The organism is Lysinibacillus contaminans (assembly GCF_001278945.1).
Lineage (GTDB): Bacteria > Bacillota > Bacilli > Bacillales_A > Planococcaceae > Lysinibacillus > Lysinibacillus contaminans.
On the sequence record NZ_LGRV01000003.1, the window covers coordinates 862354 to 880175 of the forward strand.

Consider the following 17822-nt stretch of genomic DNA (forward strand, 5'->3'; position numbering starts at 1 on the left):
GGGAGAACAGTATGTCAGTCATCGAAGCATTAAAACAAAGACGAGCGATTCGTAATTACACAACACTAGCTGTTGAAAAAGAGAAGATTGAGCAAATCTTACAAGCAGCTACTTATGCGCCAAATGACAGAATGCGTGAACCTTGGCATTTTTATGTCATGCAAGGTGAGGCAATGCAACGTTATGAAGAAATGGCAACTGCTTATTTACAAGAACGTTTTCCGACAAAACCGAATCTAGTTGAAAGTTCATTAAAAGTTGTACAAACGACGCCAGTTGCTATTGTTGTTACCGCAGATATCGTTGAAGGTGATGCTGACGCAACAGAAGACAATGTTTTTGCTGTATGCAGTGCCATTATGTCGATGTGGCTTGCAGCAGAGGAACTAGGACTTGGCTTCGTGTGGCGTACACGTGGCGTAGGACTTGTACATGATACGCGTATGCATGAATTTATCGGTGCAAGTAACACACAAAAGGTCGTTGGTACGATTTTCATTGGCTATCCAGAAGAGCAACTCGTAACAGAAAAGAAACGCACTTCATTTGAAGAAAAAACAACTTGGCTTGCTTAGCTTAATTGATAGGAGATGAAAATAAATGGCTAGAAAAGGCTTGTTTTTAATGTATACAGGTGAAGGCAAAGGGAAAACAACTGCCTCACTTGGTGTGACATTACGTGCAGTTGGCCGCGGCTTAAATGTACGCTATATGCAGTTTATTAAATCACCCGATCGTACTTATGGAGAGCAAATTGCGCTTCGTAAGCTCGGGGTTGAAATGGAACAAATGGGGATCGGCTTTACATGGACGAAAACACCAGAAGAACACAGAGTAGCCCTTGCAAAAGCCTGGACAAAAACAAAAGCAGCTTTGCAAGATGACAGCATCGACTTACTAGTGCTAGATGAACTGAATAATGCACTTGCTATTACGAAATTCCCTGTCGATGATGTCCTACCTTTAGCTGAAGTCATTGAAGCTATTCAAAATCGCCCCCCAACGATGCATATTGTCGTAACAGGTCGTAGTGCAAATGCAACACTCATTGAAATGGCTGATTTAGTATCGACAATCGATGCGACGAAACATTATTATGACGAAGGAATTCCAGCAGTCAAAGGGCTCGAATTTTAAGGAGGAACTAATATGCCTGCTAAGTCAATTATGATTCAAGGAACGGCTTCAGATGTAGGGAAAAGTATGATTTGTACCGCGCTTTGTCGTATATTTTCGAATGATGGACTACGTGTAGTGCCCTTTAAGTCACAAAATATGGCACTCAATTCGTTCGTGACAGAGGATGGTGGGGAAATCGGTCGTGCACAAGGCGTACAGGCGGAAGCAGCGCGCGTAGTCGCTACGACGGATATGAACCCGATTTTACTAAAGCCAAAGCAAAATATGGTGTCTGAGGTAATTGTGCACGGCAAGCATTTTTTAGATATGGATGCAAAAAGCTACCGTAACAAGTTTGTAAGCGATGCGATGCCAATTGTAGAAAAATCCGTGCGGAAATTACAAGAAGCATATGATGTCATTGTGTTAGAAGGCGCAGGAAGTCCAGCTGAAATCAACTTGAAAGACCGTGATATTGCTAATATGCGCATGGCACATTTAGCTGATGCAGCAGTCGTTTTAGTGGCCGATATCGATAGAGGGGGCGTCTTTGCGTCGATTATTGGAACACTTGCTCTTTTAGATGACGCGGAGCGTGCGCGTGTCAAAGGCATAGTTATTAATAAATTCCGTGGTATGCGCGAATTGCTAGATGATGGAATTACGTGGCTTGAGCAGGAAACGGGAATTCCTGTACTGGGTGTAGTGCCGTATATGGATGTCAATATCGAAGCAGAAGATTCACTAGCATTGTCTGCATTACGATTTAAAAAACCAAAAAAAGATGAATTTGCGATTGATGTGGCCATGATTCGTTTACCGCGTATTTCGAATTTTACCGATGTCGATCCATTTTTTGATGAGCCTGAAGTCGGTGTCCGTTTAATAGCGAATGTGTCTGAACTAGGGACACCAGACCTTTTAATTGTGCCGGGAACGAAAAGTACGATAGATGATTTAGCTTGGTTAAAGGCGCAAGGTTTTGATTTAGCTATTGAAAATCTACGTGCATGTGGAACGAAAATTATCGGTATTTGCGGTGGCTTCCAAATGCTTGGGGAAACGTTATTAGACCCTGATGCGGTTGAAGGCAATGGAGAAAATGCACAAGGGTTAGCGTTATTGCCTATTGAAACGATTTTTGTTGGCGATAAAAAAACGGTACAAATGTCCGGCACATTAACGGACAGTGCTATGGAGTTAACTGGCTATGAAATTCATCTTGGACGCACAACGATTTTACGTGAAGAAGTATCACCGTTTTTACAGTTAGCAGATGGTCGTGTTGATGGAGCTGTAAGTGCAGATGGGCAAGTGATCGGTTCATATTTCCACGGATTATTCCATAACCGTCTGTTTACACGAAAACTTGTCAATGAATTACGCGTGAAAAAAGGGTTAACATTGCTAACAAGTGATGTGAAAAGTGATGCAGAACGCCGTGAGGAAGCCTATAATATGTTGGCTAAACATGTGCGTGCAAATATAGATATGGAAAAAGTATATGAACTGCTTAATTTAGAGGTGAAGGCATGACAAGAAAAGGACCACTCGCTATTAATTATGAGGCATTATGGCAAGAAGGTATGAAAGATTGGCATGGGAAAATGCCGGAGCGTATGGTAGATGATACATTAGAAGAGCAGTTTTGGGCACAGTCGATCGCACGTAAGAAAATTGGACAAACCGATCCATATGCAGCACGTATTTTTGAAGCAATACGCGAAAAGATTGAACCGCAACAATCTGTTTTGGAGATTGGACCAGGCTGGGGTAACTACACGTTTCCACTGGCCGATTATGCAAAGAAGTTAACATGTGTTGATAGTTCTGAGAGTGTGCTTGCATACTTAGAAAGCTGTTTAAGTGATCAAGAGCATGTGAGTTATGTCCATGCGAAGTGGGAAGAACTGGGCGAGGATACTATCGGCGCGCATGACGTTGTAATCGGGGTAAATTGCTTTTATCGTATGATTCATATTAAAGAGGCACTTCGCCATATGAACCGACTTGCGAAAAAGCGTGCCATCATAGGGATGACGACAGGTCCGATTCAACCACACTATGAGGTCCTACATGCAAAGTATGGCTACGATATCAAGTTTCCACGTAGAGACTATATTGAATTTTTAAATTTGCTCTATGAAATGGATATTTATGCGGAGTGTGATATTGTGAAACTTAAACGTACATATGAATATAATTCCTATGAGCAACTCATTACGACGCAAAGTAAAAAAATCTTAACTGAAGGTTACCAACGTGCGCATGTAGAGGAGGCACTTGCACCCTTTATTGAAGAAGTAGATGGTCGATATTACTATCGCCACGACTTCCATGCAGCCCTTGTTTCTTGGGAGCCAAAATAGTGCTAAGCACACAATTAATTAGATGATTAGTAAAAAAACAGCTGTATTCCTCCTAAAGGAATACAGCTATTTTATTTGAAAGAGACTTTCAGATTTGATGCAGGAGACGAATGAGTAGTTGGTAGTGATTCGTCATGATATAATAACTCTATTTATTACTAATCGAGTTAATTTCATAAATAGTTTTTCTAGGGAAAATTACGAACATCTCAGTAGAGCGGAAGGCGGCGACTCCAGCGGGAAAAGCAAGCGAACCGAGACCCTGGACTGAGCGTAGCGAGGGAAGCGGCTCGGTGCTTGCCCGCGGAAAGCGTCCGCCTGTAGCGTAACGATGTGAACAATCATATTTTTTATCTTTGCAATGTTCATATTTATTGATGGAAATACGAATTATTAAATTGATTAAATCATAATTGGTTTATAAAATAAGAAACAGAGTAAATTGAGGTGAAGTATATGCAGTTACATTTTTTAGGGACAGGCGCAGGGATGCCATCTAAGGAACGAAACACAAGTGCATTAATGGTGAAGTTACTTGATGAAATCGGCGAAATGTGGCTGTTTGATTGTGGTGAGGCGACTCAACATCAAATATTGCGTACATCTTTAAAGCCTCGTAAAGTGACAAAGATTTTTGTGACACATTTACATGGTGATCATATTTTCGGGTTGCCGGGATTCCTTAGCTCACGTTCTTTTCAAGGTGGGGATGAGGAGCTAACGATTTATGGCCCAATTGGATTACAACAATGGATTGAGATGACGCTCGCTTTATCCAAAACACATTTGACGTATCCGCTAAAATTTGTAGAGGTAAGTGAGGGCATTATTTACGAAGATGCACAGTTTGTCGTACGAGCAGGTGAATTACGTCATGTTGTACCTTGTTTCGGCTACCGGATTGAGCAGAAGGATTTGCCAGGAGAGTTACTGTTTGAAAAAACTCAGGCACTCGGTGTGCCAAAGGGTCCTCTTTTGGGCCAGTTAAAAAGCGGTCGAGACATTAAACTAGATAACGGTGTAATAGTGCGAGCTACAGATGTATTGGCACCACCTCAAAAAGGGTTTACTTTAACGATTTTAGGAGATACAAAATACTGTGAAGAAGCGATTGCCTTAGCAAAAGATGCAGATATTGTTGTACATGAAGCTACATTTGACGGTTCTACAATTGAATTAGCAGCAAATTATGGACATTCAACAAATATGGAAGCGGCGACTGTTGCAAGCCGAGCCCAGGCACGTTATTTACTTTTAAATCATTTAAGTGCACGATTTTTACCAAGTGACTTCCCGCAGTTTTTAGCAGAAGCACAGGGGATTTTTGCTCAAACTTATTTAACATCAGATTATGCTTTATTTAGTTGGCATAATGGTAAGTTAACCTGTTAATTATATAAATATAAAGATAAGTATCTTTTTTTGTGAATGTACACTAAAAAAGATGCTTATTTTTTTGTCTAAATAGGCCAAACAAACCGTATAGGAATGAAGAAATATATAGAATAATTCAGGTGGAAATAATAAATATCTTGTAATATCGCATGATTTATTAATATATTTCTATCTACTTTAGAAAATTCTGAAATTTTATTACGAAATAATGACATTTTCCTATCTAAAATAAATTTAATAAGCTAATTTTTGGGAAAAAATAATTAAATATATTGAACGGTTATTGTATGATGAAATTGAAATTATGTAACATCATCAGGGGGACAGGTTTATGGTGAAGTCAATGAAGTGGAAGATGATGCTCGAGATTATGATAATTGTTGTGTTAATTATCGGCGCATTTTCAGTGTATATCTTTCAAGCAACCTATAAAAGCGTGAAAAGTAATGGTGAGGCTCTTGTTGATTCAATCTCTATGGGAATGGAAGGGGCTATTCAATCTAGGGCGAAAACTGAAGAAATCATGGAACAGGAAATGATTGCAGAGTCCGTGATGGCTTCATATATTATTAATGAAGGCGCTACATATGAAGATTTAAAAGCAATTGCAGAACGCGGTGGTATGGATGAAATTTGGAGTACAGATGATAAAGGGAATACAGCCGTGACTTCTGTTGCACCAACGGTAGATTTTAATTTTGGCTCTGATCCAAACGGGCAAGCCGCTGAATATATGCAGCTTTTGGAAGGTAGTACAAAGGAAATTGTTCAGAAAGCACAAACTCGTGATGTTGACGGTGAATTTTATAAATTTGTGGGTGTTAGTAGTTGGGACCCAGCAACTCCTCAAATCATACAAGTCGCACGCCACGGTCAACAGCTACTTGATTTAGAAACGAGTATTGGTAGTGAATATTACATAAACGAATTAAAAAATCATTTATCATCTACAGTGTTATTTGCAGCCGTTGTTAATGATGCTGGGGAAGCCATTGTTGCTACATCAGAGAAGAATTTAGAGGAGATTGGTTTTACAAAAGACCAATTTACGGCAAAGGATGCTGCAGATTTTTCAGGACGCTATGAGGGTACACGTGTTACGCAATATGTGAAACCGCTATCAGATGGTTCGTATTTAGCTGTGGTTGTTTCGAATAATGTTCTGACAAATATATTAACAGGTACGATTATTGCTTCTTTATTGGTCGTGTGTATTATTTTCTTTACAACAGGTTTTTCAATATCACGTCAGGTAACACGTATTTTAAGTGTGCGAAATTCACTTGAGGACATTAGCCAAGGCGAAGCGGACTTAACGAAGCGTATTGAAGTGACGTCTCAAGATGAGATTGGTCAGCTCGTAACGTCCTTTAACGCAATGATGGAAAACTTCCAACATATTATGCGTGATTTGAAACAGGAAGCGCATCAAATTAAAGATGCCACGAGTATCATTCATAGCAATTCTCATGATACCCTTGCGTCCTCTCATCTTATTCAAGAAGAGTCAAAGCAGGTTGCGCAGGCAACTTTTGGGCAACTGAAAAATACAGAGGACAGCGCACATTCGATGGAAGAATTAGCACGTAGTATTCAGCATATTTCTGAGTCTATTGCTGAAATCTCTTCTATTTCTCGCGATACTGAAGAAAATGCTAACAACGGTTTGAAAATCATGAATCGTTTACATAAACAATTAATAGATGTGTATGAAAAAACAGATATATCTGTTGTACGTACACAAGAGTTAGTGAAACTATCAGGAATGATCGGAGAATTTACGAATGTAATTACAGCCATTTCCGATCAAACGAACTTGCTTGCATTGAATGCTTCAATTGAAGCGGCGCGTGCTGGTGAAGCAGGTAAGGGATTTGCTGTTGTAGCAGAGGAAGTACGAAAACTAGCGGAAGAATCAAAAATGGCAGCCGTGCGCATTTCACAAGTTGTTGGCAGTGTACAAATGGAAACTACTGAAATTGTAGAAGCAATCAATTCAACAGCCAACGTATTACATGCTGGCCGTACAATTGCCAATGAGGCTCAGCGAGCATTTGAAGGAATTAATAATGGGATTCAAGTGTTAGCTGAACAAGTTGACCAAGTATCAAGTTCAACAGAAGAAATCGCAGCAAGCACAGAAGAAGTAACAGCTACGATGGAAGATGTTTCATTACTTGCGAAACAGACGGCTACAAGCGTAGATGCAGTAGCGCAAAAAGCGCAAGATCAAGCGACTAGCATGAATGAAATGACAGCTGTAATTGATAGGTTAAATTCAACAGCTAATAATCTGCAACAATCTGCTGGCAAATATAAAGTATAAGAATACTAGCCTCCTATTAGGGAGGCTAGTATTAGTTTTAGAGGTTTTTGAGAAAGGTAGTGCGTTTGATAGCTGATTTACGTATAATTGAGAGAAGGGGAGTGGTTGTATGAATCAACAGAAATTGCCGCCAGCGGTTTTGCGTTTACTTGTCATTTTTCCAAACGTGCTGAGCTATTTACTTTTAGGTGGACTTGTTATTTTTGTTTTAACAAATTATGAAGGGTTAAAGGCTGCAGAAAACTTGAAAATTTGGCTTATTTCAATTGCTGCTCTTGCTCCGATGTCAATGTTGACTACATACAGTATTGTGAAGAAAATTCGTGCTGGTCATATGTGAAACATTGCTAATGCGAACATATTTTAATAGAACACCCGCAATTGCTAGCTTACATTTAGCAGTTGCGGGTGTTTTTCGTTATCGTATTGAAATAATGTTTGATTATTTTTTTTGAACATCCACAAAATATGTGCTTGATTTAGAGTAAACACTACTATAAATAAGCACATGGAACGAAAGGTGGCGACTCCTAGGGGATTAGTGAGCAGCTTGAGACCCTGCAGGACCAGTGTGTTTTGTGACGAAGCGGCTCAAGGCTCGCCCCCTGCAAAGCGTCCGCCTGTAGTGGAATGAGCTGTCACGTACAGATTTTAGTGAGAATCCATTTTTTTATTGTAGAAGTGATTTCAAATATTTTTGTACCGATGTGCAATAATATCCTATCTGTAATGCCCAATCATGATAAAATCAATGAAATATGGAATAGCTAATAGCAGATATTTTGAAATAAAGGGGTAAGAAATGAATGTCAGAATTAATGGATTGGAAAAATGGTGCTTACGGGCGTAGATTTGTAGCTTCTTTTAGTGGAGGAAAGGATAGTGCCTTAGCTTTATATAAAGCATTGAAGGTTGGAGAAGCGGTGGGTTTGATTGTAATGCTGGAGGAAGAAGGGGGATGTTCTAGATCCCATGGAATGCCTCCAGAACTCCTACATGCCCAAGCTAAATCGATTGGTTTGCCTGTATATACTGGAGTTTCAGGTTGGACAGATTATGAAAAAGTATTTACATCTTTATTAGAAAAAGCTAAAGATCAAGGTGCAGAAGTATTAGTCACAGGAGACATAGATTTGCCTGCTCAGGACTGTTGGCATGAAATGGTTACGAAGAATGTAGGATTAAAACTGGGAATTCCATTATGGGAAATGAACCATCGTGAAGCTGTCGAGGAGTTCATAAATCTAGGATTTAAAACAATCGTAGTAACTGTTAATTTATCATTAGGAATGCGGGAAGACGATTTAGGACGAACATTAACCCATGAATTTGTGAAGGAGCTTGAAGCTCGTGGTATTGACCCATGTGGAGAAGGTGGGGAGTTCCATACTTCGGTAATTAATGGACCCATTTTCAAACAACCTATTCTTGTTCGTAAATGTGAGATTATTAAAAAGGGAGAATATGCTTTTCTGCCTTTGAAATTAGTAAACAATGGTACTGAAATTGGTTAATTTCACTCTTAGAAATACAGTAACCATCTATCTAACTTGGAATGGTGGTTTGTTATGTTAATGATGAAACGGCTCGCCTTGCATGTGTCTATCAATAATAAGTTCCATGTGATTCATTAAAGATTTTTTACTTTTATTGTAAGAGATAGCTGGTGGATGTTGTGCGAAATATTCAGGAAGAACACAAGCGCGTAGCCTGTAATAGCCATTCTCAAAATAACTACTACAGGTTTTCGCAATCGGAAGGTGGCATGAAGAGTGTGAGCGTTGAGATGCTTGGATAAGCAGCTTTCATTGTGACACTGAGAGCTGTTTTTGTATTTTATATCAACCTTAAGCTAAATATCAGGGCTGCAAACTCTAAAGCACAGCTTTACTATAATCTAAAAGATTACTGAATATGTAAATCGCTAGTTTCAAACGTATTGAAAAAAAATTAAAATATAATTCTTCTAAAGGAATCCATTGTTCTTCAAATATCCCCCACATTTCAATACCATTTCTAGAAATTATTCTTTCCTTCTGCAACGACGAATCAATACTTATTGAAATTTTGTATTAATTAGATAACTCTTCAATTACCTTAGCATTTCCAATAAAGCTATTTACATATATAATGAGTAACTCTAACCAAAGTAATTCTTCTTTCTTAAGTTTTACATTGTGGTGCGAAGTCATAACAATAAATACTTTATCTTGAATGTTTTCTTGTAAACATGTTATATAATGATTTTTATATTTCTTTACATGAGCAAAATTTAATCTCTTCAGTATTTGAATTGGGATTTCAAAACCATGCGGAGCGTTATCTCTCAATCTTTTTCCCTTCTTTTGTTTCTACAAAAATATTAGTGTTCATAATGGTTTCATGAACTTTGAAACTAGAATTGTAAATTTTTATTTTAAATTAATTGAATTGTCAGTCAATAACGGGTATGCTATACCCATTATTGACTAGGGGGGATTTCTTTGGAGTTGATACATCGAAGTAATGTCTTTTTACAACATTTGTTAAAGTATTCATTTGACGAAATTTTTATCGCTGATACGGAAGGAAGGATCTTGTATGCAAGTGAAAATTCGAAAGACTTTTTTGGAATGAAATCTGAAGAAATTGTCCATCAAAATGCTTTTGACCTTGAAGCGAAAGGGATTTTATCGCCTTCAGTTATATGTAAAGTGTTGAAAACTGGCAAAGTAGAAATGGTAATTCAAAACTCCATAATGGGCCGAAAGCTTGTTGTTACAGGTTTTCCGATTGTAGAATTTAGTGCAATGGTTGGGGTAATAAGCTTTTCAAGAGATATTACAGAGCTGGATTATTTAAAGAGAACAAATGAAAATGTCGCTGCGCAAATTCGATTATATGAACAAGAAATAGAGGCACTGAAAAAGGAACAAAGTGTAACTGAATCGAGTATATCAGGCAAAATGCGTGATGTTTTTGCAGTAGTAGAAAAGGTTTGCGATTTAGATGTATCAGTATTGTTGGAAGGTGATTCAGGTGTTGGGAAAAACTACATAGCAAGAAAAATTCATATGCTCTCTAATCGAAATAGAGAGCCATTTATTGAAGTAAACTGTGGTGCAATTCCAGAGGCATTGATTGAATCTGAGCTGTTTGGATACGTGGAAGGCGCATTCACTGGTGCAAAAAAAGGAGGGAAACTTGGGTATTTTGAAGCTGCAGGGAAGGGTACGATTCTATTGGACGAAATTGCCGAACTACCACATAATCTTCAAGTGAAATTGTTATCAGTTCTGCAAAATCGAGCGATTCAACGTGTTGGTAGTAACGGACAAATTGACATAAAATGCAGAATTATTTATGCAACTAATAAAGATTTGCACCAACTCGTCTTAGAGAAAAAATTCCGTGAAGATTTATATTATCGTATTAACGTTATTAAAATTAAAGTTCCTCCTTTACGTGAAAGACGCGAGGAAATACCAGTGTTAGTCAATGCAATAACAGAGGAATTGAATAACAAACATCATCTGAAAAAAGTGTTATCGACCAATTTAATCTCATGGATGTATTTGCAAGAGTGGCCAGGAAATATTCGTGAACTACGTAATTATATCGAGAGAATCTTAATAACTTCCAATAAGGATCTTGTAGATATAGAAGTTGATGAGAATATAGTAACTTCAAATGAGGAACCCAAACTTGGTGATTTATTAGAAAAAGTTGAAGGTGATTATATTAAGATGATGTATAAAAAATACCCTAGTAGTATAAAACTTGCGAAAAAATTAGGAATAAGTCAATCCACCGCGAATCGAAAAATAAATCAATACGTAAACGAGTAGAAGGGAGTAATATACTCCATCCTTCTTACACCTCCGTGAATACAGTATCTTCTTATTGGGGGTCCTTCTGCACTCTCTTGAAACCTATCATTACTTAGTATATTTTCAGTGTTTTATATAGATAGTTGAAGAGGGTTAGTCAAAGCTGACTATATTTAATTCGTTTTAGAGTCAATATTTGTATTGAGGTTGAAAAGTAAAGAACCTGTAGAAAAAATTATTCTACTTGAATGCTTAGAATTACGCCTGTTTAGAGGAGTATAATGCTTATCAAAAATTAAAATCCGTATATTCCCTAAAGTTGGCACACAAATTGCTATAAAAATATTAATAAGCAATTTGTGTGCTTAAATAATTTACAAAAGGGTGTATGCAAAATGAGAAATCCAGATGAAAAACAATTTTTAAACCTACCTTACACGGGAATTTGTTCATTCGGAAAATATCCAATCTGTACAAACTTAGAACAATTAGATGCGGACGTAGCTGTAATTGGAGTTCCATATGATATGGGGGCACAATGGAAGGGTGGCACACGAATGGGACCACGTGGTATCCGTGAGGGTTCTACTTTATATAGCTTCGGATTAGAGGGAGCTTATGATATTGAAAAAGGTATTACGTATTTAAGTCCTAATTATAAAGTATATGACTGTGGCGATGTAGATATGGTGCATGGTGATTTGGAACAAAGCTTTGATAATGTAGAAGCAGCAATTCGGAAAATCGTTGAAAAAGGTGCAATACCAGTTGTTATGGGTGGCGACCATTCTATTACAATTCCAGTGGGGCGCGCGTTGGATAACATCGGTAAGTTCCATGTTATTCAAATAGATGCGCATTTGGATTGGGCAGATCATCGTTCAGGTCAACGATTTGGTCATGGTAGTTCTCTTCGTCGATTATCAGAAATGGATCATGTTGACAAAATGTTCCAATTTGGTATTCGTGGGATTAGTAGTAGTAAAAAAGAAGATGCTGATGCTGCGAAAGAATATGGAAGTGTAATTCTATCTCCGAGACAAATTCGTAAAATGGGGATCGAGGAAGTAATAGCTTCAATTCCAGAAGGAGATAACTATTATGTTACTATCGATATCGATGGTTTGGATCCATCTATTGCACCTGGAACTGGTACCCCATCACCAGGCGGGCTCTTATACGATGAAGTATATGACATGATTGATGCTATTGCGAAACGTGGAAATGTAATTGGCTTTGACTTAGTTGAGGTTTCACCTCCCTATGATTTATCAGGAATTACAAGTCAAGTTGGTGCTCGTATAATGCTTGATTTTATTAGCTTTATTTTAAAAGAACGTGATTCGAAATAAAGAATTTTATTCATTATATAAAGTCTGAAAATTCTGTTATTCGCGGTATTTTAAAAGGGGGAAAAACGATGCAAGCTAAAAAAACTGGTACGAATCGTATGATTATCGGAATCATTTTAGCTGTATTAACATTTTGGCTATTTGCACAATCCATGGTAAATATTATTCCAGCAGTCCAAAAAGATCTAAATGTTTCATTAGGAACATTGAATATTGCAATAAGTTTAACATCACTATTTTCAGGACTTTTTATCGTTGCGGCTGGAGGAATTTCAGATAAAATAGGAAGGAAAAAATTAACTTATTTTGGGTTGGTTTTTAGTATCGTAGGCTGTGTGCTTATTATTATTTCTCAAAATGCATCGATTCTTATTTTGGGACGTATTGTGCAAGGGCTTTCTGCTGCATGTATTATGCCGTCAACCATAGCGTTGGTTAAATCTTCATTTGAAGGTGAAGATCGTCAACGCGCACTTAGCTATTGGTCATTTGGTTCTTGGGGTGGTGGTGGCTGTACGGCACTTGTTGGTGGTGCAATTGCTACTTATGCCGGATGGAGATGGATTTTTGTCTTTTCAATCGCGATTGCACTTCTCTCAATGTACTTATTAAAGGATATTTCAGAGAGTAAAGCAGAAGAAGTGTCACAACAAAAATTCGACTTCACAGGATTTTTGTTGTTCGTACTGACGATGCTTGCTATTAATATGATTGTGACGCGCGGACAAGATTTCGGTTGGACAAGCCCATTAACTGTTGGTTTAATTGCAATTGCTTTTGTATTGATGATTACATTCTTCTTGGTAGAACGTCGTAAAACAAATCAATTTATTGATTTTTCTTTGTTTAAAACACAGGCATATTCAGGGGCAGTTGTTTCAAACTTTTTGCAAAATGGAATTGCAGCAACAGTTGTCGTTGCCAATACTTACGTCCAGTTAGCTCGTGGCTTTACATCGTTTCAAACAGGATTATTAACTATTGGGAATGTTATTGCCGTTCTTGTTATGATCCGAGTAGGCGAAAAAATGTTACAGAATATGGGCGCCCGTAAACCTATGCTGATTTCCGTGTTCGTTTCAACAATCGGTATTAGTATGACGGCAATGACATTCTTGCCAGACCTTGCATATATTCTTGTTGTATTTATTGGGTTCTTAATTGCTGGACTTGGTATCGGAATGTACGCAACACCTTCAACAGATACAGCCGTTGTTAATATTGCAGATGATAAGGTAGGTGTAGCATCTGGAATCTATAAAATGTCGAGCTCACTCGGATTTTCATTTGGCATCGCGATTTCAACAGCTGTGTATGGTGTCATAGTTTCATTTGCAAGCATCCATATTGCCGCGTCAGTTGGAATTTTAGTTAATATCCTATTTGCAATACCTGCAATCCTATATATCAATAAAACTATAAAATCAGATGAAGGAATAGTAAAGGATACATCTTCAATCCCAGCTAGTGCAAACACAATAAGTTACGTGAAATAATCTTATTAGGTTTTGGATGTATGGTAGTAAATTTGCAATATAAATTATAAAACAAGAAAATAAAGAGTCCTTACCCTTGCATATAAAACAAAATAATTTTAAATAAGGTCGTAGGAAAATCTCTTGTTTTTCTGCGACTTTATTATGGAGATTTCATACAAATGGTTAAGAGCCTGCTAGGTGTTAATAACATTCGATATTATGGTCTTGATGTCATCTTCATCCCATTTAACATAACTACTGTAAATCGATCCATCTCAACTACTAAATCAAATTCTTCATGATGAATTAACCAGTCATACACATTTGCACGCATGCAACGCTGAATAGTAGCCTGTATTTGTGTCAACTCTAAATTCGCTCGAAACTCCCCGTCGCGAACCCCTTCCTCGATATATGTATTAAGTATTTGGAATATCTTCCGCTGTGGACTAATTAAATAATGAACTTGTTCAACTTGGTTAGTCATCGCGGCAGTATAGACTGTACGCATTAAATCTTTCCCAACTACATTTGTTAAATACAGCATTTGCTCCTTGTATAGTGTGAGAATTTTTTCACTTGCTGGTAAAGCGGGGTCAATATTTTTTTCCACAGTGCTATAGAAACTATCCAGCTCTTTAAATTTTTCTAAAATAACATCGTACTTGGATGGAAAGTACGTATAGAAAGTTCCTTTTGACACATTACAAGCTTTTGTGATTTGTTCAACTGATATATGTTCAAATCCGTATTCGTTAAATAAATCTAAGGATTTTTTTAGTAATTTCTCTCTTGTTTCTAATGCCTTTTTCTGACGAGAAGTTAAAGAATTCATATATTCGACCTCCGGAATTTTAGTATTCTATAGAAATTTTAGTAATTTTTTTCGTATTATTAAGAAAATTTATGCATTGACGAGATATATTGGATTCCATTATGCTTTAATTGACCGTAGTCAATGACTTCGGTTAATGAATATATTTCGTTATTAATGCTACGACAAAAACATACAGTTGACTAGTGCATCACTCGTTTTTATTTTCCGAATGTTCTATAAATAACGGATTGAATGAGAAGGTAGGATTAATCCGCTTTAACTTTAATCCTGAAGCAGATTTTGACAGAAAATGATTGGTCATCTGCTTATTGAAGTAAATAATAATTTGAAATTTCAAGGAGGAACACACATGACAACGGCACATGGAGTACAAACATTAACGCATTTCATCGGCGGGGAAATGGTCGAAGGGACAAGCGGTCGCTACGGCTCGGTATACAACCCAACAACAGGAGAGGTTATTGCAAAAGTACCGTTAGCATCAGTAGAGGAGACACGCAAGGCAATTGATAAGGCACATGCTGCATTTCCAAAATGGCGGGATACATCCGTAGCAAAACGTGCGGAAGTGGCAATAAAATTCCGCAATCTGCTTACCGCAAATATGGATGAACTAATACAAATTATTTGTACAGAAAGTGGTAAAACCGTTGAGGATGCAAGAGGTGAGATTACACGAGGGATTGAATCCGTTGACTTAGCGATTGGTGCACCTCATTTAGTGAAGGGGGAATACTCTGTCAACGTAGGTGGCGACATTAACGCCTATTCTGCGAAATACCCGCTTGGCGTTGTAGCGGCTATTTCACCATTCAATTTCCCGATTATGGTGCCATTGGCTCAAACGAGTATGGCTGTTACTGTCGGGAATGCTGTTGTGTTAAAAGCATCTGAACGTGTGCCAATGACGGCTTTGTATGTAAGTGAGTTATGGAAAAAGGCTGGTTTACCAAACGGCATTTGGACAGTTGTCAACGGTGATAAAGACGCTGTAAATGAGATTTTAGAAAATCCAAAAGTACAAGCCGTTTCATTTGTAGGATCGACACCAGTCGCGAAATACATTTATGAAACAGGTGCAAAGTATGGAAAACGTGTCACAGCGCTAGGTGGCGGCAAAAATAACATGGTCGTGATGCCAGACGCAGACCTTGAGCAAGTCGCAAATTCATTTATCGGAGCTGCGTATGGTGCCGCATCGCAACGTTGTATGGCGATTTCTACATTGATGCCAGTTGGACAAGAAACCGCAGATCGCCTTGTCGACATCTTAAAAGTGAAAATTGCAGCGTTAAAAGTAGGTGCTTATACAGAGGCAGATACCGATTTTGGTCCTGTTATTTCTCAACAATCGAAAGAAGCAATTTTAGCGGCAGTTGATCGCGGCGAATCAGAGGGTGCAATAGTAGTTTGTGATGGGCGTGAACTAGATATCGTAAAAGAATCGAAAGGTTTCTTCGTAGGTCCATCATTATTAGATCATGTAAAACCGGGCATGGAAATTTATGAACAAGAAGTATTCGGTCCAGTTCGTAATGTTGTCCGTGTTGCTTCTTTAGATGAAGCGATTCAGCTTATTAATGACCATGAGCTTGGCAATGGGGTAACTATTTTTACAAATGACGGTTTTGCAGCTCGTAAGTTCACGACAGAGATCGATGTTGGGATGGTTGGTGTAAATGTGCCAATTCCGATTCCAGTTGGTTATCACAATTTTGCTGGATTTAAGGGTTCTCGTTTTGGTGAAGGGCATATGTTTGGACCAGATCAGGCGCGTTTCTTTACGAAAACGAAAACGGTTTCTGAACGTTGGATGACAACTAGTACGTCAACAACATCAACGTTTGCATTCCCAAGTAATAACGATTAACAGATCATATAGAGCTGTATTCTTTATAAAAAAAGGAGCGGATGGGACATGATTCAGACAAAAACAGTCTTTACGGTAAACTCGCCTGGGACCATTATTTATGGTCGGAATTCGTTTGAAGAAGTAGGGGTATATGCGCAAAAGTTAGGAACAAAAGCACTTATTATAAGCGATCCTATTATGGACAACTTGGGCTTTGTTCAACAATGTATATCTTTTCTCAAAGAGCAAGGGGTAGAAGCGGTTTCATATATAGGGGTAACGTCAGAGCCGGTGGATACGTATGTGACGGAAGGGCTGCACATACTACAGTCGGAACAATGTAATGTTATTATTTCTTTAGGTGGCGGTAGTTGCATCGATACAGCGAAAGCCATTGCAGTGATGGCAACAAATGGCGGATATATAGGGGACTATATGAAGATGCAAAAGGTGGCAGATCAAACAGCTATCCCTCACATTGCGATACCAACAACTGCTGGTACAGGCTCGGAGGCGACGGATGCAACCGTGATAACAAGTACGATGAGTGATGTCAAAATGATGATAAAACAACCAGCATTCATGCCCAATGTAGCGATTGTCGATCCAATATTGACGATCTCATCACCACCATCCATAACAGCTGCAACTGGTATTGACGCGTTAAGTCATGCCATTGAAAGTTATTTATCGCGTTTAGCACATCCTTATTCTAACTTTCTTGCGTTATCTGCAATGGATTTAATCGTCAATAATATATTGAAGGTTTATGAACAGGGTGATGATATTGATGCACGAGAGGCCATGTCACTTGGCGCCATACAAGCTGGGCTATCATTTTCTAATGCTTCAGTTGCTTTAGTACATGGCATGTCTCGTCCTATCGGAGCACTATTCCATGTACCACATGGTATTTCGAATGCGATGCTTTTACCTGCTGTATTAGAATACTCAAAAGATGCGTGTGTGGATCGATTAGCTGACCTTGGTAAATTCTTTAATAAAGAAGAAGAGTCTTTGTCGCAAGAGGAGCTTGCTGATTTAGCCATCGCTTCGATAAAGGAACTGTGCAAAAAGATGAACATCGGAAATTTACAGCAATGGGGTATTGAAAAAAATTCCTTTTATGCAGCAATTCCGAAAATGGCAGTTGATGCAATTGCTAGCGGAAGTCCAGGGAATAATCCGAAAGTGCCAACGCAAGAAGAACTAATGGAATTGTATAAAATTGTGTATCAGTATGAATTTTAATATCCAACTGTCACTACTATAGTAGTGACATGC

General features: G+C 38.2%; 15 protein-coding genes. 13 read left to right on the top strand and 2 right to left on the bottom strand.

Features of this window, described 5'->3' with window-relative positions; translation table 11 throughout:
- Positions 1-11 precede the first annotated feature (11 nt).
- The 8 genes from AEA09_RS06450 (at position 12) to AEA09_RS06485 (ending at position 8723) form a co-directional block, all read left to right on the top strand.
- The gene (locus tag AEA09_RS06450) at positions 12-575 is read left to right on the top strand and encodes a nitroreductase family protein (RefSeq protein ID WP_053583053.1); all 564 of its coding nucleotides are present in this window, start codon (positions 12-14) and stop codon (positions 573-575) included.
- A 25-nt stretch (positions 576-600) separates the two neighbouring features.
- The gene (locus tag AEA09_RS06455) at positions 601-1137 is read left to right on the top strand and encodes a cob(I)yrinic acid a,c-diamide adenosyltransferase (RefSeq protein ID WP_053583054.1); all 537 of its coding nucleotides are present in this window, start codon (positions 601-603) and stop codon (positions 1135-1137) included.
- 12 nt (positions 1138-1149) lie between these two features.
- Positions 1150-2655: a cobyric acid synthase gene (locus AEA09_RS06460; protein WP_053583055.1), complete on the top strand. Its 1506-nt coding sequence runs from the start codon at positions 1150-1152 to the stop codon at positions 2653-2655.
- A complete protein-coding gene (locus AEA09_RS06465) occupies positions 2652-3488 on the top strand; it encodes a class I SAM-dependent methyltransferase (protein ID WP_053583056.1) in 837 nt (278 codons plus the stop codon). Before AEA09_RS06460 ends, AEA09_RS06465 begins: the two co-directional genes overlap by 4 nt.
- A 456-nt stretch (positions 3489-3944) precedes the next feature.
- Positions 3945-4880 (top strand): ribonuclease Z, encoded by a 936-nt coding sequence (rnz, locus tag AEA09_RS06470; protein ID WP_053583057.1) that lies wholly within the window; start codon positions 3945-3947, stop codon positions 4878-4880.
- A gap of 334 nt (positions 4881-5214) precedes the next feature.
- Positions 5215-7209, top strand: coding sequence for a methyl-accepting chemotaxis protein (locus AEA09_RS06475; protein ID WP_053583058.1), 1995 nt, complete (start codon positions 5215-5217; stop codon positions 7207-7209).
- A gap of 109 nt (positions 7210-7318) precedes the next feature.
- Complete coding sequence (locus AEA09_RS06480) at positions 7319-7549, top strand: hypothetical protein (protein ID WP_053583059.1); 231 nt, start codon at positions 7319-7321, stop codon at positions 7547-7549.
- A gap of 466 nt (positions 7550-8015) precedes the next feature.
- Positions 8016-8723 (top strand): Dph6-related ATP pyrophosphatase, encoded by a 708-nt coding sequence (locus AEA09_RS06485; RefSeq protein WP_053583060.1) that lies wholly within the window; start codon positions 8016-8018, stop codon positions 8721-8723.
- A gap of 558 nt (positions 8724-9281) precedes the next feature.
- Here the strand turns inward: AEA09_RS06485 and AEA09_RS06490 are convergent.
- A complete protein-coding gene (locus AEA09_RS06490) occupies positions 9282-9539 on the bottom strand; it encodes a hypothetical protein (protein ID WP_053583061.1) in 258 nt (85 codons plus the stop codon).
- Between the two features lie 153 nt (positions 9540-9692).
- Between AEA09_RS06490 and AEA09_RS06495 the strand changes: the two genes are divergently transcribed.
- From AEA09_RS06495 to AEA09_RS06505, 3 genes are all read left to right on the top strand, one after another.
- Positions 9693-11036: a sigma-54 interaction domain-containing protein gene (locus AEA09_RS06495; protein WP_245622799.1), complete on the top strand. Its 1344-nt coding sequence runs from the start codon at positions 9693-9695 to the stop codon at positions 11034-11036.
- A gap of 377 nt (positions 11037-11413) precedes the next feature.
- Complete coding sequence (gene speB / locus AEA09_RS06500) at positions 11414-12370, top strand: agmatinase (protein WP_053583062.1); 957 nt, start codon at positions 11414-11416, stop codon at positions 12368-12370.
- Positions 12371-12438: 68 nt separating this feature from the next.
- A complete protein-coding gene (locus AEA09_RS06505; RefSeq protein WP_053583063.1) occupies positions 12439-13866 on the top strand; it encodes an MFS transporter in 1428 nt (475 codons plus the stop codon).
- Between the two features lie 199 nt (positions 13867-14065).
- Here AEA09_RS06505 and AEA09_RS06510 read toward each other — a convergent pair whose 3' ends face one another.
- The gene (locus AEA09_RS06510; RefSeq protein WP_053583064.1) at positions 14066-14683 is read right to left on the bottom strand and encodes a TetR/AcrR family transcriptional regulator; all 618 of its coding nucleotides are present in this window, start codon (positions 14681-14683) and stop codon (positions 14066-14068) included.
- Positions 14684-15035: 352 nt separating this feature from the next.
- On the opposite strand from AEA09_RS06510, the gene AEA09_RS06515 reads away from it, so the two are divergent.
- Both AEA09_RS06515 and AEA09_RS06520 read left to right on the top strand, forming a co-directional pair.
- Positions 15036-16556 (top strand): CoA-acylating methylmalonate-semialdehyde dehydrogenase, encoded by a 1521-nt coding sequence (locus AEA09_RS06515; protein ID WP_053583065.1) that lies wholly within the window; start codon positions 15036-15038, stop codon positions 16554-16556.
- Positions 16557-16604: 48 nt separating this feature from the next.
- On the top strand, positions 16605-17789 hold the full coding sequence (locus AEA09_RS06520; protein ID WP_082332576.1) for an iron-containing alcohol dehydrogenase: 1185 nt from the start codon (positions 16605-16607) through the stop codon (positions 17787-17789).
- The last annotated feature ends 33 nt before the right edge of the window (positions 17790-17822 follow it).